This is a genomic window from Enterococcus sp., assembly GCF_022711995.1.
In the GTDB taxonomy this organism is placed as follows: domain Bacteria; phylum Bacillota; class Bacilli; order Lactobacillales; family Enterococcaceae; genus Enterococcus_D.
Window position 1 is genome coordinate 1 of sequence record NZ_JALAHI010000042.1, and the last position, 20,527, is coordinate 20,527.

General features: G+C 41.2%; 18 protein-coding genes, 2 tRNA genes and 1 pseudogene. 6 read left to right on the forward strand and 15 right to left on the reverse strand.

From position 1 onward, the window contains the following. Positions 1 to 349 (reverse strand): GNAT family N-acetyltransferase (locus Q0A12_RS04140; protein WP_291291413.1); only part of this gene is annotated, 349 nt, incomplete at its 3' end. 1,155 nt (positions 350 to 1,504) lie between these two features. Next, positions 1,505 to 1,585: pseudogene (locus Q0A12_RS04145) on the reverse strand (single-stranded DNA-binding protein); the annotation flags it as partial. A gap of 125 nt (positions 1,586 to 1,710) precedes the next feature. Here Q0A12_RS04145 and pepG1 point away from each other — a divergent pair. Continuing rightward, positions 1,711 to 1,854 (forward strand): type I toxin-antitoxin system toxin PepG1, encoded by a 144-nt coding sequence (pepG1, locus tag Q0A12_RS04150; RefSeq protein ID WP_291291414.1) that lies wholly within the window; start codon positions 1,711 to 1,713, stop codon positions 1,852 to 1,854. Between the two features lie 438 nt (positions 1,855 to 2,292). Here pepG1 and ezrA read toward each other — a convergent pair whose 3' ends face one another. Further along, entirely contained in the window at positions 2,293 to 4,014 is a 1,722-nt protein-coding gene (gene ezrA / locus Q0A12_RS04155) for a septation ring formation regulator EzrA (RefSeq protein ID WP_291291415.1), read from the reverse strand. A gap of 369 nt (positions 4,015 to 4,383) precedes the next feature. On the opposite strand from ezrA, the gene Q0A12_RS04160 reads away from it, so the two are divergent. Beyond that, positions 4,384 to 5,730 (forward strand): aspartate kinase, encoded by a 1,347-nt coding sequence (locus Q0A12_RS04160; protein ID WP_291291416.1) that lies wholly within the window; start codon positions 4,384 to 4,386, stop codon positions 5,728 to 5,730. A gap of 104 nt (positions 5,731 to 5,834) precedes the next feature. Here Q0A12_RS04160 and Q0A12_RS04165 read toward each other — a convergent pair whose 3' ends face one another. The 3 genes from Q0A12_RS04165 to Q0A12_RS04175 are packed head-to-tail and all read right to left on the reverse strand — an operon-like array spanning position 5,835 to position 8,072. Beyond that, positions 5,835 to 6,347: an HAD family hydrolase gene (locus Q0A12_RS04165; RefSeq protein WP_291291417.1), complete on the reverse strand. Its 513-nt coding sequence runs from the start codon at positions 6,345 to 6,347 to the stop codon at positions 5,835 to 5,837. A gap of 40 nt (positions 6,348 to 6,387) precedes the next feature. Continuing rightward, on the reverse strand, positions 6,388 to 7,233 hold the full coding sequence (locus tag Q0A12_RS04170; protein ID WP_291291418.1) for a Cof-type HAD-IIB family hydrolase: 846 nt from the start codon (positions 7,231 to 7,233) through the stop codon (positions 6,388 to 6,390). A gap of 8 nt (positions 7,234 to 7,241) precedes the next feature. Beyond that, positions 7,242 to 8,072, reverse strand: coding sequence for a DUF72 domain-containing protein (locus tag Q0A12_RS04175; RefSeq protein ID WP_291291419.1), 831 nt, complete (start codon positions 8,070 to 8,072; stop codon positions 7,242 to 7,244). 85 nt (positions 8,073 to 8,157) lie between these two features. Here Q0A12_RS04175 and Q0A12_RS04180 point away from each other — a divergent pair, with 85 nt between their 5' ends. Next, the gene (locus Q0A12_RS04180) at positions 8,158 to 9,126 is read left to right on the forward strand and encodes an asparaginase (RefSeq protein ID WP_291291420.1); all 969 of its coding nucleotides are present in this window, start codon (positions 8,158 to 8,160) and stop codon (positions 9,124 to 9,126) included. A gap of 113 nt (positions 9,127 to 9,239) precedes the next feature. Here Q0A12_RS04180 and Q0A12_RS04185 read toward each other — a convergent pair whose 3' ends face one another. From Q0A12_RS04185 to Q0A12_RS04210, 6 genes are all read right to left on the reverse strand, one after another. Next, the gene (locus Q0A12_RS04185) at positions 9,240 to 9,986 is read right to left on the reverse strand and encodes an acyl-ACP thioesterase domain-containing protein (RefSeq protein ID WP_291291421.1); all 747 of its coding nucleotides are present in this window, start codon (positions 9,984 to 9,986) and stop codon (positions 9,240 to 9,242) included. 15 nt (positions 9,987 to 10,001) lie between these two features. Then, entirely contained in the window at positions 10,002 to 10,832 is an 831-nt protein-coding gene (locus Q0A12_RS04190; protein WP_291291422.1) for a fructosamine kinase family protein, read from the reverse strand. Positions 10,833 to 10,846: 14 nt separating this feature from the next. Next, a complete protein-coding gene (locus Q0A12_RS04195; protein WP_291291423.1) occupies positions 10,847 to 11,623 on the reverse strand; it encodes a tyrosine-protein phosphatase in 777 nt (258 codons plus the stop codon). A gap of 213 nt (positions 11,624 to 11,836) precedes the next feature. Then, positions 11,837 to 13,225 carry an L-cystine transporter gene (locus tag Q0A12_RS04200; RefSeq protein ID WP_291291424.1) on the reverse strand — a complete coding sequence of 463 codons (1,389 nt, stop codon included), beginning with the start codon at positions 13,223 to 13,225 and terminating at the stop codon, positions 11,837 to 11,839. A gap of 322 nt (positions 13,226 to 13,547) precedes the next feature. Continuing rightward, positions 13,548 to 14,876, reverse strand: a complete 1,329-nt coding sequence (locus Q0A12_RS04205; RefSeq protein ID WP_291291425.1) for a C1 family peptidase — start codon at positions 14,874 to 14,876, stop codon at positions 13,548 to 13,550. A 116-nt stretch (positions 14,877 to 14,992) separates the two neighbouring features. Next, on the reverse strand, positions 14,993 to 16,009 hold the full coding sequence (locus Q0A12_RS04210) for an acyltransferase family protein (protein WP_291291426.1): 1,017 nt from the start codon (positions 16,007 to 16,009) through the stop codon (positions 14,993 to 14,995). A 238-nt stretch (positions 16,010 to 16,247) separates the two neighbouring features. Here Q0A12_RS04210 and Q0A12_RS04215 point away from each other — a divergent pair, with 238 nt between their 5' ends. Both Q0A12_RS04215 and Q0A12_RS04220 read left to right on the forward strand, forming a co-directional pair. Beyond that, complete coding sequence (locus tag Q0A12_RS04215) at positions 16,248 to 16,637, forward strand: GntR family transcriptional regulator (RefSeq protein WP_291291427.1); 390 nt, start codon at positions 16,248 to 16,250, stop codon at positions 16,635 to 16,637. After that, complete coding sequence (locus Q0A12_RS04220; protein ID WP_291291428.1) at positions 16,634 to 18,004, forward strand: PH domain-containing protein; 1,371 nt, start codon at positions 16,634 to 16,636, stop codon at positions 18,002 to 18,004. Before Q0A12_RS04215 ends, Q0A12_RS04220 begins: the two co-directional genes overlap by 4 nt. A 126-nt stretch (positions 18,005 to 18,130) precedes the next feature. On the opposite strand, the gene Q0A12_RS04225 is transcribed toward Q0A12_RS04220, so the two are convergent. Together Q0A12_RS04225 and Q0A12_RS04230 are read right to left on the reverse strand one after the other, a co-directional pair. Beyond that, complete coding sequence (locus tag Q0A12_RS04225; protein WP_291291429.1) at positions 18,131 to 18,691, reverse strand: YdeI/OmpD-associated family protein; 561 nt, start codon at positions 18,689 to 18,691, stop codon at positions 18,131 to 18,133. Between the two features lie 317 nt (positions 18,692 to 19,008). Next, positions 19,009 to 19,082 (reverse strand) — tRNA-Asn (locus Q0A12_RS04230). Between the two features lie 172 nt (positions 19,083 to 19,254). On the opposite strand from Q0A12_RS04230, the gene Q0A12_RS04235 reads away from it, so the two are divergent. After that, positions 19,255 to 19,327 (forward strand) — tRNA-Thr (locus Q0A12_RS04235). Between the two features lie 203 nt (positions 19,328 to 19,530). Here Q0A12_RS04235 and Q0A12_RS04240 read toward each other — a convergent pair. After that, a partial coding sequence (locus Q0A12_RS04240; protein ID WP_291291430.1) for an ABC transporter ATP-binding protein occupies positions 19,531 to 20,527 on the reverse strand: 997 nt, incomplete at its 5' end.

Genomic DNA, 20,527 nt, shown 5'->3' on the forward strand with positions numbered 1-20,527 from the left:
ATCTAGTAATATTTCTTTTTTTTGCTTCAATTTCTAGCCTTCTTAAAGCAAGCGTACCAATTCCTTTACCAGTATGTTCTGGATGAATAAAATACATAATTTCAGCTGCTTTTGAAAAGGTATTTAGGGGTATATACTTTTCTAATAAGCAAAATCCGACTAAATCGCCCTCATCATTTTCAACAGCAAAACTACAAGAAGTATCGCTGCTTTCACAAAAATTCGTAAAAAAATCATCGTTAACAGTTTGCTCTCTATATGCGGATGTTGTTGTTTCGATATAATAATTAAAAATATTTATAACTCCTTGTTTATATTTATCATTCATCTTTATGAAGTTAACTGTCATTTTGTCCACCTTTCTTTAATAGAAATTGAGTCTTATAAATTGCATTTCTCGCAAGCTTGTAACCTGCATCAGCTACTCCAGAGAATATTTCCAAAGGAGAAATGTAGTATCGCTTCCCCTCCTCAAACTCACAGAAATCCAGATTGGCAAATAAGTTATCAGCTAGAGCAATCAATCATTGTTCCCGCCTAAAAGTGTTCCAGAAAACCACTCTTCAATGCCATTTTTTTGTGACCATTATGAATCGTGTTTTCATCGTCTTTCAACTCGTTGATTGAATCAATGAGTTCATTTGCTTCAGTCTCTGTAAAAATACCTAACTCTTCTTTTGCGTAAAGTGCAAATTATCAGCTGTAGCGTCTTCCTTTAAAAATCCGACTAACTCTTTTGAATAATGATTCATCACAATAACTGTCCATTCTCTAGTTCTCTTACTATCTATAAAATAAGATTGCCGTTTTCTTTATCATTTAATGACGCCTGCTTTCTTTCAATCAACCAAGATTACATTCTCGGTCATTAGAGTAGGTATAACATAAATGATAGCCTGCAGCTTTCATCAATTCCTTGAAGCCATCCGTCGGGCCATTATTATCTAACGGTCCTTCTTTTTGCCATTAATGTATCAGCTACAGGAGTCTATCAGTACGTCTAGCACTTCATTAACGGTCAAATAGATAATTTCAGGCGTCATTTTAGATACTCCTTTTGCTATTATCACCCCACTTCTCTTCAGGATATTTTGTTTGTTCGTCCGCTAATGCCTAATCTTCGTCTTTAGTCTAAAAACTCCCAACTATCTCCTCTTTTATATAAACTATAAATTGCCCGTTTTCTTCTTTGATTTTGACTATTATAGTCGCTTCCTTGTATTTTTATTTAATTCTATCATAATGATAGAATTTGTTTGCGTCTTTATTCTCGCTAAATCGATAGCTGCTGATCGAGTTGTGAGAAAACAACCTCTTTCATTTTCTCCAGTATCTCTTGTTTTTCACTTTCATCTTCCGTTTACTTACATAAGCAGTAGTAGCTTCGTAAATAAGTCATCAGATGATTGGATTTTGGATCAGTCTTTGGCTTCAGCCCTCTAGCTAGATCATCAAGTACATCCCATATTAAATAGTCTCTGTTCTCTGTTTTTTTTCATGATATTCCTTGCAGGTTGTCATAAGAACGTGTTTGATTTCGTCCGATCACACCAAGTAATCTCCCCTTACGAGCATAATTAGTTAGCAGCAAGCAAAAAACCAGTTCAATTCCTTTAACGTTAAGGAATCAAACTGGTTCATATGATATAATTGTTTGTGACAGTAAAGTTTAATCGACGGTGGCTATCCATTGAAAGTGAGGTGGTGCGTATGAGCGTGCTTCCAATATCTTATGAAAGGAGACGCCTTTTGTCTGCATACGAAACAATTCAGACCATCCTTGGCTTTGGTATGTTTACCATTGCTTTGATCAGTCTGGTTGTCAAGTTGCTTATAAACGACAAAAAGAAATAGCCGTCACTTTAGCCGGAGACTAGCTATTTCTTTTTGATATAGTTATACTCGCCACCGTTCTTTAATCGGTGCTGTCTAAGGGGAGTTGTTGTCGCAACTCCTCTTTACATATTTATTATACCATGACACCGCTGAAAAAACTACATAAACGCCGAAACCGGAAAGCTTGTCTTTCCTTTTTTTGTTGCCCCGTAAACGGTGGCGACGGTGGGAGTATCAAGACAAAAAATCATCCTACAGTGCATGATTATAATCAATTTTTTCAAAAGGTGTTACAGCGAGTAGAGAATTTTTTATATCGCTCCATCGGATTTCCAATACGGTATACTACTACTTTCACGAACCAGTCTTCCCTCGCAGTGGACTTTCTCCTCTTAGTTAGTTGCCATGCCTGGTGCAAATAAAAAAGCCAGACAGTATTTCACTGCTGGCTTTTGATTATACTAAGTCACGATTTTTGAAATAGAAGTTTTCGATTCGTTTGAAGGCACCGGGTTCTACCCGTTCCAACGCGGTCCCGATTTCATCCAATGCATCTTGGTAACGATACTCATGCGTGAAAAGATACAGGCTCTTATCGATCGCTGCTTTGATGTCTGCGTGTGAATGACGGTAACGGTTAGCGTATTGCATCATTTGTTCCGTTAATGCGGCAGCATCCACCAAATCTTTCGTTTGTTCATCGAGAATGTCTAAGTCTTCTTCACAAACAGAAACCAACTTATTGATTTCTTGCATATTGATGCGGATTTTGTTCAATTCCTTGCCTAGTTCTTCGACTCGATCTGTTGCCACAAAGAAGAATTCCAAGTATTCACCAGGTAAACCTGGTAACCGTTGTTTTTCAACAAACCGTTTTAGGTTACGTAAACGAAATTCGAAGTTTTCGACTTTCTCTTGCGCGACTTTTTCACCACGGCGTAGATCACTTAACGCTTCATCGATCTCGACTTGTTGTGCTTCCACATCATCTAAGATCTTGTAAGCATCTTTATAAAAACTTTGCACTTCAGAATAAGGAATCTCATGTTTTTCCAATTGCGGTAAGTAGTCATTGTTGCGGCGAGCCAATTCATCGACTTCTGTTTGGAAACCGCGTACTCGGCCTAATTCATTGTGATTCAATGTATAGCTTTGTGCAGTGTGATCCAACTCGATCAACAACTGACGATTGTTCTTCGTTGCGTGATCAATGTAATCAACGATCACTTGGCGATTTTTAAGGACATACTTCTTGGCATTGATTTCACGTTCCATCACGGTATACAAAGCATCGATGTCGCTGGCTGTATCACGGTTCGCGACTTCAACGGAAGCAACTTCTGTTTTTGCCAAGTCGTTCATTGAATTTTCGACCCGTTTTTTCACGCGGTTGATATCTTCTTGGAAGTTGACTTCAGGGAAGACATATTTTTGCTCTAATAATTTCTTGTATCCATCTTGGATTTCTTTTAATTGATCAGGGAATGTACGATTCAACTCTTCGTAAGCTGCTGGGATTCGTTTCATTAAATCTTCGACTTCATAGGTATGCTGCTCTGCTTGTTCTAAAACTTCCCGAGCTTCTACAGGATCACCAGAAGTATTAAGGGTAACAAATTGTGTGAATTCGATCTCGATATTTTTGATTTGCTTTTGCAATTCGTTATATGCTGGACCAAATTCATCCCCGTGTTCCCGCAAGTTTTTCTTCAAGTCTTCATAAACATCCAATGCTTTTTGGACTTCCAAGGAATTGCGTTCTTCACTTTCACGAAGTTCTTTCAAGCCGGCGCGGATCTCTTCGACTTGACGCTCCATATCATCCATGGTTGCTTCGGCTTGTTCGATCGCTGTCTTGGCTTTGAAAAAGCGAATCCGTTCGTTCAACTCTTCGACTTCAAAGATTTGGCTTTCCAGTTCCGCGAATGAGGAGGTGGAAATATCAGTCCATTGTTGGTTCCATTCTCGGAATGTGTTTTGGCTTTGACCCACCAAGTGCATTTTTTTCACTTCATCGACTTCTTCAATGACCGGCAAATCAAACAGGTTCTCTTTACGTTTCTCTAAGACATCCAGTTTTTCCTGATTTTTCTTTCGCATAAAGTAACCGATCGCATATAAGATCGCCGCGATGACGACAATGGCAATAACGATTCCAAAGATGATATTTGTTCCCATTTTATGGCTCCTCCAATTTTCAAATCTACACTTTTCGTATGAAATCCGCAGTTTCACAGATCCGTTTTTGGGTATGTAAGGTATCTCAAATAAAAGGACCCATCTGTCCCTTTTCAAAAAAAGCATCTACGCTAGATTATAGCATAAAGAAAAAAATCAAGCATTAAATTGTGGCAAAAAAGATTGACTTTTTTGCGACTTCGTAAAATTTTCCGTTCTTTTTTTAACAAATCCCCGCCAAATTCCTTTGCAAGAGCCGGAATCAAAAACGGATTCCACTATTTTTTTGGCGCCTTTTTTAAGAAATACCTTGATTTCTCACATTTGAAACTGTACTCTAGAAAAAAGCTTGAACAGGAGTAATGGAAGATGAAAGTAGCAAAATTTGGTGGTAGTTCACTTGCTTCAGCCGAGCAAGTGCAAAAAGTAGTTGATATTATCCAAGCAGATCCGCAACGTCGCTTTGTTGTTGTTTCTGCGCCAGGCAAACGTAACGCAGCTGATACCAAAGTGACCGATCTCTTATTAGCCACCTGTGAAGGACTGATTGCTTCTCAAGATGTCCGTCCTTTATTAGCAGAAATTTATGCACGCTATGCGGCCATCGCCGCACCTTTTCAAGTGGCACCGGAAATATTGGCAGAGATTCAAACTGCTCTGCAGCAGTTTTTGACATTGTCTACGAATGATCCTCATTTTTACGACAAGATCTTAGCCAGCGGAGAAGACAATAACGCCCGTCTGATTGCTGGGATCTTACAGCGTTCAGGACTAGCAGCCCGTTATTTAAATCCGGAGGAACTGGGGATCTTAGTCTCTGATGAACCTCAAAATGCCCGGATTTTGCCTGCATCTTACACAAAAATCAAGGCTTGGGCCAACACAGAAGAAATTTTAGTGATCCCAGGATTTTTCGGCTATACCGAGACCAGTGAAATCTGCACCTTCTCTCGGGGAGGATCAGATATCTCTGGTGCGTTAGTAGCAGCCGGCGTCAATGCGACACTTTATGAAAACTTTACCGATGTTGATGGTATCTTTTCGGCTCATCCTGGCTATGTCCATCATCCGGAACCTATCAAAGAACTGACTTACCGAGAAATGCGGGAACTTTCTTATGCCGGCTTTACCGTCTTGCATGATGAGGCGCTGATGCCTTCTTATCGGGCCAAGATTCCAGTGGTAATCAAGAATACCAATAACCCCACCCACCCAGGGACGATGATCACTAACCAACGGGACAATCTAACACGACCAGTTGTCGGTGTTGCCAGTGATGAAGGCTTTTGTATGATCTATATCCGCAAATATTTGATGAACCGAGAAGTTGGTTTTACTTTACGCGTTCTCGAAATATTCAAAGAGTTTGACTTGAACTATGAGCATATGCCTTCTGGAATCGATGATATTTCCATCATTATGCGAGCCAATCAATTAAACCCTATTCTGGAAGAAGAATTGTTGCGTAAAATCGCCTATGAAATCGATCCGGATGAATTGCGCATGACCCACGACTTGTCGATGGTGGTGGTCGTAGGTGAAGGAATGCGTCAACGGGTAGGGATCACAGCGGACAGTACTGCCGCTTTAGCCCGTAAAAATATCAACTTGGAAATGATCAACCAAGGTTCTTCCGAAGTCAGCATTATGTTCGGTATCCACAAAGAGCAAGAGAAAGCCGCTGTGCGCACCTTGTATTACACCTTTTTTGATTAATACTATTCAGACAATGAAAAAATGCCGGAAAACCGGCAGCTAAAAAAAGATGTCCTTTGCACTTGTGCAAGGACATCTTTTTTTAGTAGTTGCTCATTGACAAGTCAACGCTCTTTTTTCGCGGCGATCTGTCGTTCAATTTCTGCCTTGATACGGGGCTCTGGCGCAAAGCGTTCTTCCCAATCTGCAGGTTTCATGACTTTATGTGTCACTGGATGATAATGAGGCTGGCCATCGGGGAAAAGTTTCCCCATGTTGGCTTCATGAACGATGGCTAAAATCGGTGCCGGATCTACCCCTAATAATGAAAAGGAGCCATAAGTAAAGTACAAAAGATCACATAACGCATCGACTTGCTCGACTAACGTATCGGTCACCGGCTTTTCTTTGCTTGTGATTTTTTCTTTTGCTTGCTCGATTCCTTGATGAAGAGCTGCCACTGACTGCTCAAACATTTCCGAATCATTATTGGCAGCTGCATACAAAAACTCAACTAATTCTTCTACTTTGAACCCTGCGCGGAAACTGGCCTTTTCTGGTGTAAATGGCCGTGGTTGCTCCGGACGTGTTGGATCAAAGGTTTGATGAAATTCTTCTGTCATTTCAAAAGGACTCATGATTTTCCTCCATCGTTCAACTTCGCAGTTGTGATTTTTTTCATAGTTCGTCAATGATGCCATAGTGTCTCAGTGCCTGTGCGATCCCATCCTGATTATTGGACAAAGTGACATAATCCGCCACATCCTTTGTGGCTTGCTGTGCATTGCCCATCGCAACACCCACACCGATCCCTTTCAGCATCTCCCTATCGTTTTCATGATCGCCAAAAGCCATCGCTTCTTCAATCGCGATCCCTTCATATGCCAAAAATTCATGGATTCCCTTCAACTTTGAGCCTTTCTTGGGAACGATATCCACTGAATAGGCATTGGATCGTTGAAAATCACAGGAAGGCAGTTTTTGCTTTAGCTTTGCTTTTTCTGATTCTGGACTCAGCATAATGCATTGATAGATCGGTTCTCGCAAAATATCCAACGATTGATACCGTTTGGCATTGCGATTCGGGCTAAAACGCTGGAGCAATTTTTTGAGCACCCCAACGGGAAACTTCTTTGGGACGAATCGCAGATAGCGCTGCATCACTGGTGATTGGCTTAAACGAATCGTCAAGCTGCCGGCTACTTTGGTTTCTCCCCCAAACATTACCTGTCGATAATTTTCATCGGCATAGGCAACGATTTCTTCGAGTATTTTCTTGGAAAAAGGCTTGGCATAAATCAAGTTTTGTTTCGTATAGACAAGCTGCCCATTATAGGTGACAAACATATCCAGATCCAGATAATCAATGACCTTTTCTAATTCCACCGGTCCACGACCGGTGGCCACTCCACATAAACCCCCTTGTTTTCTGGCTTCTTCGATTGCCGCTCGGGTACTTGCCATTGCTTTTCCATTATTCGCAATCAATGTGCCATCAATATCAAAAAAAATTGCTTTAATCATATAACTCCTCAAAATAGCTCTAATTGGCTAGGATTCAGTTGCTGATAATCAATGTCCATGGCTTTGATCAAGGCTAACGCGTTGTCCGCTGCATCACCACCAGCATTGTTGTTAAAAATGACAGCAACTTCTTGCGCTTTCGCTGCTGCTTTTTCGACTGCTTGACGTAATTCACTTAACTCTTTCTCATTGTAACGGTAGAGTGTCCGTTTCTTTTTGGCATCCGGTCCAGTAGCGGTCCAGCCCACATCATTTCTGCCATGGAAACGACACAAGGCAAATGCCGGATTGGTCACAAGGGGCATTAAAGGAACGGTAGTGGATAGTTTCTTAGGCTCATCGACAATGACAAGCGAGAATTTTTGCTTGTGCATATAGGCTTGCATCGAAGAACAAAATTCCGGTTGATACCAGCTATTATCCCGCAGCTCGATCGCTACTGGATAGTCTGCAAACCACTGACGTACTTCGTCTAAATAGGCCACGTTTTCTTTGGTACATTTAAACTGATTTGGGAATTGTGCCAGCAAACAATACAAGCGACCAGCAGACACCATTGGCTGAATGGCTTGCTTGAAAGCGGCCAATGCCTCGGCCATCGACATCCCTTGGGGCAGATCACCTTGTGTCGTTACGCTTTGATGCACTTTAAGAATAAAACGGAAATTATCCGGCACTTGTGTCAGCCAATTCCGTACATCCTTCTCTTTGGGCAGATAATGATAAGACGTATCCAGTTCAACCACAGGAAAGACACTGGCATATTCAAAAAGTTTTGATGTTTTTCTTTGAACAATAGAACCGTGTTCACTAAATGTCGTACAACCAATTCGAATCATTTTTCCTCACCTTGCTTGTTTTCTTATTTGATTAGTATACAATAGTTTTGGAGTTATGAGTAAAATAATCTTTGAGGTGACGAAAATGAAAAAAATCCTCGTTTTGCATACAGGCGGTACCATCGCCATGAAAGAAGATGTCCTGACTGGCGGAGTCAGCCCAGATGTCATTAACCCATTGATGGACGCCCCTATCCATATCGATGACGACGTGGAACTAATCGTTGAAGATATCTTTAATCTACCTAGTCCTCACATTGCGCCTGAGCAAATGCTGCAAATCAAAGAACGCATCCAATTGGCCCATTTAAGTGGGATCGATGGTGTAGTGGTCACTCATGGAACCGATACGTTGGAAGAAACGGCCTTTTTCCTAGATACAACGATTGGCAATCAACTGCCTATCGTCGTGACCGGTGCCATGCGCTCCAGCAATGAGGTGGGTAGTGATGGCTTGTATAATTTTGAAAGTGCCATCCGTGTCGCCAAATGTGAGGATGCCCAAAAAAAAGGGGTGCTGGTGGTGATGAATGATGAGATCCATTCTGCTCGTTATGTCACAAAAACCCATACCACCAATGTGGCGACTTTCCGCACACCAACCCTAGGTCCGATTGGCTTAGTCACCAAAAATCGCATATTATTCATGCAGGAATTATTGGACAGCCGTCAATTGGATGTCGATCGGGTCGATGGTTTGATTCCGATCGTTAAAGCTTATGCCGGCATGCACGGGGAGCTTTTTGAGGCGCTGGCAGAATCCAATATCGATGGCTTAGTCATTGAGGCTCTCGGCGCTGGCAACTTGCCACCCCAAACCCTACCGCCGCTAAAAAAACTACTGGCAAAACAAATTCCAGTCGTACTTGTCTCCCGCTGTTTCAACGGTATTGCCGAACCCGTCTATGGCTACCCTGGTGGCGGAAAAGAGTTGCAGGAGCTGGGAGTGATTTTTTGCAATAGCATCAATAGCCAAAAAGCCCGCATCAAACTGCTGATCGCCAAAAATCGCGGGTTGCCATTAGCTGAATTACACGACTTTATGGAACACTGACCCCCTTTTATGTTAGAAACAAAAAAAGACCGCACCTTCACTTGTTTTTAGTAATTGATCTCTTTACGAGCAGGTCAATTACTAACGAGTAGAGGTGCGTTTTTTTGAACTGATTATTTTTTTGGACGTTTTTGCCACTTCATTGCAGCTTCGCAATAGGTCGTCTCTTCGATTTTGATTTCATGGAGTGTTTCTAAACTGTCCTCATTTTCCACTATTTCATAGTGACTTTCTACCAAGTTGCCATACTCGACTTCCCGATCAAAACGAATCGTTATTTCCTGCACCTGATGAGTCGTCAAAAATTCATAGCCTAAGACATCCAACAGCCAATTAAAGTACATCGCATTGTTGACGTGCTGATTGCTGTCGATGTCATAAAACCGAACCCGATAAGGAAGAAATTGCTCCTTTTTCGGAGAATCGATTTTAGGGTAACGCTTGATACGCTTGATTTTTTCACTTTCAAACGGTGTGACGATCTCATCTGGAACACTGCTGACTTTGCGAGTCGCCAGATCCATCAATGCAAACACCGACTCGATCTTCACTAATTCATTTCCTTGGGCGTCATGCAGCCAAAAATAGCGGTAGCAAAAATATTTATTGTACTCTTTTGCCTGTGTTGAGACCATGATCTGTTCTCCGACCATCGGCAACCGCTGGACCGTTATATGATAGGTGGTGATGATCCATGTCAAGCCAAAGGAATGGATATATTCTGGCCCACGGTCCAATCGTGCACTTTGCTCTTCGGATACTTTGATCGCCACCCCTAACATTGCTGGAAACGTCATTGTCTGATTGATATCACACTCGTAATAAGCGACTTCATGTTCTTTTTGATACTTTGCTACCATCTTGCCAAATGCCTCCTACTGTCTACTCAAAATCTCATCTACATTGTTGCCGTAACTTTCACCGAATAGGTTCAAATGAACCAATAAATAATACAACTGATACACAGGAACTCGCCCTTGCCAGTCCTTTTCCAAAGGGAAGACTTGTTGATAACGTTGGAAAAATTCCGGTCGGAATCCGCCGAACAATTGCGCCATCGCCAGATCAAGTTCCCGATCACCAAAGGAAACAGCCGGATCAATAAAAACCGGTTCGCCCCTTTGATCAAACAGTACATTGCCCCGCCAAAAATCACCATGCAATAAAGAAGGTTGAACAGTTCGTCCAGACCACTCTCGATACAGCGTTTCTTTGAGCTTGAGATACCTTTCTTCTCGCTGTGGGTTCCAACGATTTCCTAACTTCGCCAATTCTACCTGAACATCTAATCGGCAGGTAGTATAAAAACTCACCCAATCTTCAGTGACAGGATTCACTTGTGGCAATAAGCCAATAAAATTGTCCTGTTCAAACCCGAAAGTTGTGCTGGTTTGTCGATGGAGCTCCGCTAGTGCAGTGGCTATCATCTCTTGATTGCCTTCACCTACATCAATCCATTCCAGCAAAAGGTAGGCGCCATGTTCGTTATCCCCATACTGATAAACGGCAGGCACGCGGACATAAGGTCGTAATTGTGCTAGTCCTGTCGCTTCTGCTTGAAAAAACTGCTGGGATACCCCCGGATGATACTTCAAGAAAAATTGCTGCTCTCCTGTTCGGAGTCGAAACGTCTGGTTCACGTCCCCACCGCCGATTGGCGTCAATGTTCCTGATAAACCCAACTGGGCAAGCATTTCCTGATTCATATTGGACACATCCTTTACTCGGTAAAGTGGGCGTGAAAATACTCTTTTTCGTCTTTGGTAATTGCCAGTCCTTCTTTTAAATACTGATCCACCGTACCAAATTCCTTTTCGATGGTCGCTAAACTTTCATCAAGAAAACTTTCTTTGGCGCTCATCAATGTGGCGATGGCATCAAGGATCTCTGGGGGCATTTGCTGCTTCATCGGTGCGAATTTTTCTTTCAAAAACGGTCCCAGGTAACGATTAGTGGCCAAATAGTCTTGCTTGATCGTTTCCTGATCCACATCTAGCAAGGATAAGAGCAGAAACGCGCCAAAACCTGTCCGATCTTTTCCTGCCGTACAATGAAACAAGGTGGCTCCTGCTTCCGCATTTTCTATTACCAAGTCAAAAAATTGGCGATACTGCTTTCGTGCATGCGGACTTTCCACAAAATGACGATAGACTTTCTTCATCTGAACTTCTGCATCGTTCCCGTCTGCCAGCTGTTGTTTCAATGTGTCTGGAGACAAGGAAACCATTGTTTCATCTTCCCTAAAAATTGGCAAAAAGAACTGTTGTGCATGACGAATCGGCTGATCTGGCTGCGCTTGGGCTTCTTCATAAGAACGAAAATCAATGATTTGATTGATGCCGTAGTTGCTCAATGTTGCTTGATCGGTCTCAGACAATTCATTGATTGCGGCGCTACGAATCAGTTTTTTTCGCTTGACGGTCTTTCCTGAAGCGGTTTTATACCCGCCTAATTCTCTGACATTTGCTGCATTTTCTAATTGAATCAGTTGTGTCATCTTGGTCCCTCCTTGCACCTGTATATAAAAAGTATAGCAGAAACCCATGAAAAAAGCGGTGAATATTTCTTTATTCTTCTCTCATCTGTTGAGAGAACTACGTAAAAGCCATTAGAAAATAAAAAGATAATTGGCGATTTGGCCAAAAAAAAGAAAGACCACACGCAGTCTTTCAAGAATTCTGTTTTCGCTTATTTCATATGACTTTGCTGATTAGTCGACATCAATCACTGCTGTCTGACTTTCAAGAGTGGTGCGATCCAGTTCGTGGATACGACTGCTGGTCACCACACCGGCTACCATGCTGTCACTGACATTCACCAGTGTCCGAGCCATATCGATCAGTGGCTCAACTGAAATGACAAGTCCAACGATTGCAATTGGCAAATTCATTGATCCTAAAACGATCAATGAAGCAAAGGTTGCTCCGCCACCAACACCAGCAACTCCAAAAGAACTGATAGTGACGATAGCTACTAACAGCAAGATAAATTGCCAATCAAAGACATTGATTCCTACTGTTGGTGCTACGATCGTGGCCAACATAGCCGGATAGACACCAGCACAGCCATTTTGACCGATGGACAACCCGAAGCTCCCGGCAAAATTGGCGGTGGCTTCATCGACACCTAGCGCCTTTGTTTGCGTTTCGATATTCAACGGGAGTGCACCAGCACTTGAACGAGAGGTAAATGCAAAACTCAATACTGGAAAAGCCTTTTTGAAATAAGTGATGGGATTGACCTTCACACTTATCAGCAATAAGGAATGAACCAGCAAAACAACGATCAATGCAGCGTAAGAAGCGATGATAAATTTCCCAAGATTAAGGATTGCTTCAAAATCACTTGATGCTAAAACATTGGTCATCAAGGCTAACACGCCATAAGGGGTCAAGCGTAACACAAGAGTAACGATGCGCATCACGATTTTGTACAAGCTATCCATCAGATCAGCAAAAGTCTGCGCTTCTTTCGGTGCTTTTTTCTTCACTCCTAAGTAGGCAATTCCCACAAATGCAGAGAAAATCACGACCCCGATCGTACTCGTTGAACGGGTCCCTGCTAGATCCGCAAATACATTTTTCGGAATAAAGGATACGATTTGCTGTGGCAGCGACAAGTCTTGAACTTGCGTGGAACGTTCAGCCAACTCAGCGATCCGTGCGGTTTCTGCTGCACCTTCAGTAAAGCTTGCCCCATCTAACCCAAACAACATGACCATTACAATCCCGATGAGAGCAGCGATTGCTGTCGTGCCCAACAAAGTCGCCAACACAGTAAAGCTGATTTTTTTGATCTTTTCGCTTTCTTTCATCTTGGTAAATGCGCCGACGATCGAAACAAACACTAAAGGCATGATTAGCATTTGCAGCAGTGCGACATAACCATTTCCCACCATTGTGATCCAATCCAGTGATTGGGTGATCACTTTAGAGCCAGTGCCAAAAATCACTTGCAAGATTCCACCAAAAAGAATACCAACAAACAGCGCTGCAAACACTCGGGTTGAGAATTTCACATGACGCTTTTGCATGAGGTAGAACCCATAAATAAGAGCCGCAAAAATAAGTACAACAATAACTATCAACAGATTTGTCATTAGTCTCCTCCTTTAACATTAAGCAAAATGACAAGGTCTGTCAGTGGAAGTAAAGGTTCCCAGTGACCATTCTTCAACAGTTCACTCTAATGAGACGTGTGGCATCATTAGTGACTGTTTCATTTTATAGAAAGAATGGCGATCTTACAATCATTAAGTTTCAAATTTGACTATTTGCGACCGCAGATTTAGCAAAAAAAGCTATGACAGCGCAGCAAAGAAACGATCCCACAAATAAATTGGTCTACATGAAAAAATTCCTGTAGGACTTTACTTGCGGCTTTTGTTTCTTAAAATGCGGTCATAGCTAGACACTACCTGATTAAGCCAAAGCCCCCATTGGATCCCATGGTGCTAAGACTTGTGGTTCTGCTTCAAAAGCAGCGAGTTGTTCTGCGGTCAAAAATTCTTTGCGAACAACGATTTGATAGGTGTATTCATCCATCCATTCGTCACTCATCACAAAAAATCCATTGGTGCCGACTTTTTCTCCCCAACTGTTTTCGACTTTCCATTTTGTTGATTTGCCATCAACGATATCCACACCCGTCAAGACCATCGCATGGGTCATTAGACTTTCACCATAGTCTAAGCGTTGAGCTTTCGTCATCGTGAAATCGATATCGAATAAGTCATTCATATCATACGCATCCAATGCCATGATTCCAGAATCACGAGTCGAAGATTGACCAACATCACAACCAAACCAAACAGATTCACCTTGCTCTAATTGCGCGATTGCCAATTTTTTGAATGTCGCCATATCCACATTCAAATACTTCACTTCTTTACCGCCAACAACATTCCCCAGCATTTCTACCGTATAGGATTTGTTGTAAGGTTTGTCAGCAGTTGGTGCATTGATGATGCTCACATAATCGTCCAGATTTACCCCTACATACTTGTCATAGAATGTTTGCGGTGTTAGTCCACGATCGATATGATAATTTTTTTCTTCATCACGGTATTCAAAATCAAAGGTTTCTGGCGGTGTTCCCAAGGAAGTTGCTAAGAAATTGTAGATTTCTTGTAGCATCCCTTCTTTTGCTTCTTGAATAGCTGCTTCAGATTGTCCATCCGCCACCAATTGGCGCAATGTCCCAGCATCTTTGCGCAATTTTTTGTTCAAGTAATTGTTTAAGTCACGAGAATTAGAGGAATTGCTGCTTTCTGGCATCACTGTTTTTGGCACGACCCCATATTTTTGGAAGATCGACACGATCATATCCCATTGCCCACCATCTTGTTGAGGTGTTTGCAATAAGAAGGCAACCTTACGGCTAGATAAAGGCTCTTGTGCTGTGGCCAAAACATTTTCATAAAAATAGTTGGCTTTTTCATATTTATCCCAGAAAAAAGTATGGTTCTGTGACAATTCAAAATCCTTCAAATTAAAGGCTGTCAACATTTTGTGACGGAATGTGTTCAATGCTGCAAACATCCAGCAGCGGCCTGATTGTTTTTGGTTTGCTACTTTTCCCGTCGTTACATCAACAGAAAAGACCGGTACGTTGTTAACGTGGCCTTCGATTGTTTCTGCTGAAGCTGTGATCCCGTTTTTTACGACTCCTCTTTGCAAGGCATTTTGCTTGCTGTTTTGCTGATATGCTTCAGCAAATTTTTCAGTAGTATTTTTGGAAATTTCTGACATATCTCTCCATCCTTTCACTTTCTTCCCTTCATTTTACTCTTGTCCAAATCAAATAACAACCGCCTCAGCAAAAGTCTGGTTGATCCAAACTTGCTAAAGCGGCATTCCATTTAGATTCAGTTGGCAATCATGAAGATACCTAAGCCCAGCAGGACAAAAGAAATCCCTTCTTCAAAGCGACCATAGAACTGACGAACAGGCCGACTGGCTAATAAAATCGTCAACAAGACACTAGCAACGATCAACGTCATAAACCCTAGCAAAGACAGATCCAATTCAGTGATGGCTAATGCTCGCAGTCCTTTGATAAAGATTCCTTGCAGCAAATAAACTAATAGTGTGTTCTTGCCCCATTTAGTAAAAAACAGTTGTTGCCGTGGGACAAGTCGCAAAAAGCCCAAGATACCCAGCAAGCCAATCACAAAGAATACGCCCCTTAATGGCCCACCGAACAACGGATAGCTGAGATAATCTTCATAAGGCTTTGAACCAAAGACCATATACTTATTCATTCCATGGAAATATGCGATAAATAAGTAGATGATCGGTAAAAAAAGCAAACTGATTTTTTTCATACGTGTCCCTTGTAAAAACTGCATCTCATTTTTGGGAAAATAAAAACCAATGATAAAAAATGGTAGAAAGACAAATGTCCGTTGCAGTGTTAGAACTTGATCAAGGAAGGGCAGATAGCCGGCGAAAATACTAAGCAGCACACTAAGCAAGATGGCTTTTCTCGCAGACATTTTCTGAAAAAGAACCAGCGAAAGCTGCCAAAAGAACATACTAAGCAAGAACCACAGTGCCCATTGCGGGTGGAGTAATTGAATCGTTACGGACTCTTCAAGACCAATCAGCCAGTAATAAATGGTATAGAAAATTTGAAAGAAAACATAGGGCAGCAGAAATTTCTTGATCAGATTTCGAACTCGCGCACCTTCTGTTGGCGGTTTTGCAAAGTAACCCGCTAAAAAGACAAATGCTGGCATATGGAAGGTAAAAATAAAATAGTACAGATCATGATAAACTTTGTGATCACCAATAAATGGCTGCAATAAGTGGCTAAAAACCACCAAAATCATCAATAAAAATTTTGCGTTATCAAAGTAAGCCCTTCGCTGGGAATGGCTCATAATGTCTCCTCCTTTATTTTTCTGAATAAAAGCATACCCTAGAATTTCGTCACTAGGATGACAAAGTGATTGCAAAATAACAACGAAAAAATGTCAATTTGTTATCTTTTTCTCTGTTTTGAATTTCTTGCAAATGAACTAGAAGCCTGTATTATCAATTGTCAGCAGAAGACCTTAGAACATCTTGCACATGTTTTGTATTTGTATTAATATAGATAATACAAAGGAGAGAATGCTTATGCAATTTGAAATCGAACCTCAAAGTAATATTCCCATCTATCAACAATTACGCGACCAAATCATTCTCGGAATCGCAAAGGGAGAATTAGCTGTCGGCGAATTGCTGCCCTCTGTCCGTCAACTTGCAGAAGAGATTGGCATTAATACCATGACCATTTCTAAAGCATATAATTCATTGAAAGAGGACGGATTGCTGATTACCGATCGTCGCAAAGGAACTGCTGTAGCGACTCCTCGCAGTTTTACCCCCTCGGAAGAGGAACACTATCAGCAACAGCTGCACCTGCAAGTGGCAGCAGCACTGATTCACGGAAAAAGCAAAGCCGCCATTCTTGCGGATATCCAGCAATGTTTAGAACAGTTTTCTGAAAGGGACGTGTTGAAATGAATTATATTCTCTTTGTCATTAACCTCGTTATGATTTTGTCCTTCGCTTTTACAATGAATCTACTCAGTAAGCCTCACAAAAACGTCTTGCTGGAAAACACATTATCTCCTGATCATCTGGAGCATCCGGAGGTCCTAGCACTAATCGCTGAGTACCGCCGCCGTATTTTCCAATTTGTCGGTATCTCAAGTGTAGCAAGTCTGATTTTTTTGTTCAATTTATATGACTCTATCACTATCACCTTATTTTGGCTGTTCTTGTTTTTGATTCTAGGTTCCAGCTATCTCTTGCAAATCCATTACATTGGCAAGATGCATCAACTCATTGCTAACAAAAAATGGCAACTCCCTATCGATCCTGTTTTGGTAGATACTAAATTGATTCAGCAGAAAAATAGAAAGCTGCTGCCATTAGTCAGTTTTCTGCCTTCATTGGTATTGATAATTGTTGGTCTCTTCTATTTTCCCAATGCCGAAAACGGACCGGGTTGGTTACTTAGTCTCATCAACTGCTTGATTTTTTTGCTCTTCCTCTATTTGTGGCAAGTGATTCGTCGCTTACCGGTGCGTCCATTGACGAAGGATTTTCAAATCAATCAACAATTCAATGATTTAACGAAGTTCTATTGGTCCCTCATGGTCGTCTTAATGAGCACGGTCACACTGTCATTATTTTTTGTTCCATTGCTCTCGAGTCAGTTGACGGGGTTAGTTGGAAAATTATCTGCGGTTCTTTTTGTCTTGTTACTAATAATCCTGCTGGTTGTGCCTATCGGGACATTGCTGCACTTACGAAAAAAACAAGATCAATTATTGGCATCTACTGAACAACGCTTTTATGATGAAGATCGCTATTGGCGATATGGCGTATACATCAATCCATCAGATCCTCGCTTATTTGTTCCTGATCGTGTAGGGATGAATATCGGCATCAATTTAGGTAAAAAAAGCGGGAAAGGGTTCGCAATCGGTACAGGAATTTTGCTGGTCTCGCTCATGGTCGTCTCTATCGTTCCCTTATACCAATTGGATTTCAATTCTGATGCGATAAGTGGAGAACTGACAGGCCAATCCGTACGTTTCGATGCTCCATTAACTAGCAGCCAAACGATTCCGCTGGATAAAATCGAAACAGCCGCACTTGTTGACACACTTCCAAAACCAAGGATCCGCACCATGGGGATGGCAACCGATCATTACTTAACAGGTAATTTTAAAATAGATGGCCAATCTGCAAAACTATTCATGGACAAACGATCGCACCCAATTCTTCGGATTTCTACAGCCGACACCACCATCTACTATACAAACAAAGATGCCTCTAAGACCATCAAACTCTATGAGACATTGCAGCAAAAACTTCAATAAAAAAGATACGGAATAGAAAACAAGCGAAGCGACTCTGGACAATTAGTAGAAATTGCCAGAGTCGCTTCGCTTTGTTGTTTGTGTCTCTTAGATAGTGATCGCAGCTGGTAGTGCAGTCAAACATCGTTACATTGGTTTCAGATTCTTTGCCAGACGCTCGACCATCCAAGACAGCCGCTTCTCACGTCCAGCAGCAGTTTTTGCCTCATAATACGCCCGGGTATAGGTCTTTTGAACAGAGGGAGACATCCCTTGAAAATTTGTATAAGCTGGCTCATAATCCATTAATAAACGCGATAACCCGAGGATTTGTTCCTCTGAGATCACCACCGATCGAGCCGCATCCCATTGACCGTTTTCTTTAGCCTCTGCTATTTTTCTTCGACCATACTCGGTCATTCGGCCTTGGCTTTCCAACGTTTCAGCTAACGCTTTGTTTTTTTCTGACCACTTGCTGTTCTTTCTGCGCCTCGCAAAGTACTTCTTATACGTTTTATCATCAATCTTTTGCATGACACCGTCGATCCAACCAAAACAGAGGGCCTCTTCAAGCGCTTCTTGCGCTTTTATCGTCTTAGGACCCCCGGTTTTCCCCATGAAAAGCCAAATCCCCTCACTGGATTTACAATGTTCTTGGAGCCAATCTCGAAATTCTTTTCTGCTTGTAAAAGTATTGATGTTGTCCATTCAGCATCTCCCCTATTTCCACAGCCTAACTCTTTCATTGACCTTTTATAAAAAGCTCTCTTAATGAAGTGATTGCTTACGCCAGGTTCCAACTAAAATTCCCAACAAACAACAAACGAGATGAGTATCTATCAAATAGCTTAAAAAGGCGGACAAATGCAGAAACTCCGTTTTAAAGTCACTACCTACTTCTTTCTCACAGATCCGTGGTCGCAATAGAGACAGAGGTTGACTCTAACCATATAGCAAAACCCCCTGAATTTCAGGGGGCTTCACGTCACCCATATCTTTACAAGGATGGGTAGCTTTATTTATGACTCCGGCAGTAGGACTCGAACCTACGACATCATGATTAACAGTCATGCGCTACTACCAACTGAGCTATGCCGGAAGAATCTACCTGTAATATAGCAAATATTCCAATACATTGGCAAGTAAAAACTGTACTTTTCACTTCTAATTATTGTCCTTCAACTTTTTTATAAGAATTCTCATGAGAGCCAAAAAATTGAATTGACAAACTGCACGCTTTCGGGTATCCTATATCTTGTGTTAAATAACAAGCCGCTTTAGCTCAGTTGGTAGAGCGCATCCATGGTAAGGATGAGGTCGACGGTTCAAGCCCGTCAAGTGGCTTTCTCAAAACAACGTTCGTGGGACGTTGTTTTTTTGTTCATACTCTAGCAAAAAGTATTCATTATAGATGCCTAGCAAATCGCCCGAGTTATTAAAGCTAACCAGAAATACGTTGGGCTAATTCTCAACTTATCTCATATTCAGTTCTTATTGCCCATAAGTATACGTAGTTCTTCTATTTACTCTGTATACGAGGAAATCACTTATCTGATTTTGTCACTATTACTAAGTTCGATTACTTCATCTACAATTTCTAGATTTTTCGGACGGTGGGTAATCATAAGTACGATCCTATTCTTAAATAATTTCACTACTTCTTTGAGCAACCTTTCCTCGGTTGACTCATCCAATGCTGAAGTAGCCTCATCTATCACTATTATCTCTGCATTAGAAAAGTACAATCTTGCAAACGCAATACGCTGCTTCTCTCCACCAGAAATATTAGAACCTTTTTCACCAATTCGTGTATCTAATCCTTCTTCAAGTGAATGATAAAAATGGCTTAATTGGCATTTCTCTAGTGCCTCTATTACTTGAATGTCTGGTATATTTTTGTCAAAAACAATATTTTCTTTTAATGTTCCCTGAAAAATAGGAGCATCTTGTGAGAGATAAAAAATATGATCGTAGTATTCATTCAAATTATACGAAGATAGATCCTTATGATTCACCAAAATATCTCCTTCCGTGGGTTTGAATAATCCTAAAATAACTTTCATTAAAGAAGACTTCCCAGCTCCACTTTCTCCAACAAGTCCATAAATTTTGTCTTTCTCTAATTCTAAATTGAAATCTTTCAATATTCGTTTATTTTGAATAGTTAAATTTAACTTGTGCAAACTGATAGTTGCTATGGGTTGTATAGGTTCTCCTTCGCTGAAGAGGCCTTCATCATTTGAAGTATCATAAAAATCTTGTAATCGTTGATATGTAACCTTATCCAAATGATACTGGACAAAAATCACATTGAAGATAGCAATAGGTGTATAAATCCTATCGACATAAGTAACCAACGCAACTAAACCACCTATACTAATAGATATAACGTTTGTAAATGTTAATATAACGATAGCTAACTTAATGATTGCAACGAGAAAAGCGAAAAAGCCGAAGAAAAATTCATGTATCATAGTCATTTTTGTTAAACTGTTTGATGTAGAAATAGACATTTCGTGATAGTTAGCCATTTCTTTTTTATAG

Excerpts from the sequence above, each read along its gene's own strand:
- Q0A12_RS04170 (WP_291291418.1), bottom strand. The coding sequence starts at position 7,233 with ATGATTAAAGCAATTTTTTTTGATATTGATGGCACATTGATTGCGAAT.
- Q0A12_RS04220 (WP_291291428.1), top strand. The coding sequence starts at position 16,634 with ATGAATTATATTCTCTTTGTCATTAACCTCGTTATGATTTTGTCCTTC.
- Q0A12_RS04215 (WP_291291427.1), top strand. The coding sequence starts at position 16,248 with ATGCAATTTGAAATCGAACCTCAAAGTAATATTCCCATCTATCAACAA.
- Q0A12_RS04225 (WP_291291429.1), bottom strand. The coding sequence starts at position 18,691 with ATGGACAACATCAATACTTTTACAAGCAGAAAAGAATTTCGAGATTGG.
- pepG1 (WP_291291414.1), top strand. The coding sequence starts at position 1,711 with ATGAGCGTGCTTCCAATATCTTATGAAAGGAGACGCCTTTTGTCTGCA.
- Q0A12_RS04190 (WP_291291422.1), bottom strand. The coding sequence starts at position 10,832 with ATGAATCAGGAAATGCTTGCCCAGTTGGGTTTATCAGGAACATTGACG.
- Q0A12_RS04180 (WP_291291420.1), top strand. The coding sequence starts at position 8,158 with ATGAAAAAAATCCTCGTTTTGCATACAGGCGGTACCATCGCCATGAAA.
- Q0A12_RS04175 (WP_291291419.1), bottom strand. The coding sequence starts at position 8,072 with ATGATTCGAATTGGTTGTACGACATTTAGTGAACACGGTTCTATTGTT.
- Q0A12_RS04200 (WP_291291424.1), bottom strand. The coding sequence starts at position 13,225 with ATGACAAATCTGTTGATAGTTATTGTTGTACTTATTTTTGCGGCTCTT.
- Q0A12_RS04185 (WP_291291421.1), bottom strand. The coding sequence starts at position 9,986 with ATGGTAGCAAAGTATCAAAAAGAACATGAAGTCGCTTATTACGAGTGT.
- Q0A12_RS04205 (WP_291291425.1), bottom strand. The coding sequence starts at position 14,876 with ATGTCAGAAATTTCCAAAAATACTACTGAAAAATTTGCTGAAGCATAT.
- Q0A12_RS04160 (WP_291291416.1), top strand. The coding sequence starts at position 4,384 with ATGAAAGTAGCAAAATTTGGTGGTAGTTCACTTGCTTCAGCCGAGCAA.
- Q0A12_RS04165 (WP_291291417.1), bottom strand. The coding sequence starts at position 6,347 with ATGAGTCCTTTTGAAATGACAGAAGAATTTCATCAAACCTTTGATCCA.
- ezrA (WP_291291415.1), bottom strand. The coding sequence starts at position 4,014 with ATGGGAACAAATATCATCTTTGGAATCGTTATTGCCATTGTCGTCATC.
- Q0A12_RS04195 (WP_291291423.1), bottom strand. The coding sequence starts at position 11,623 with ATGACACAACTGATTCAATTAGAAAATGCAGCAAATGTCAGAGAATTA.
- Q0A12_RS04210 (WP_291291426.1), bottom strand. The coding sequence starts at position 16,009 with ATGAGCCATTCCCAGCGAAGGGCTTACTTTGATAACGCAAAATTTTTA.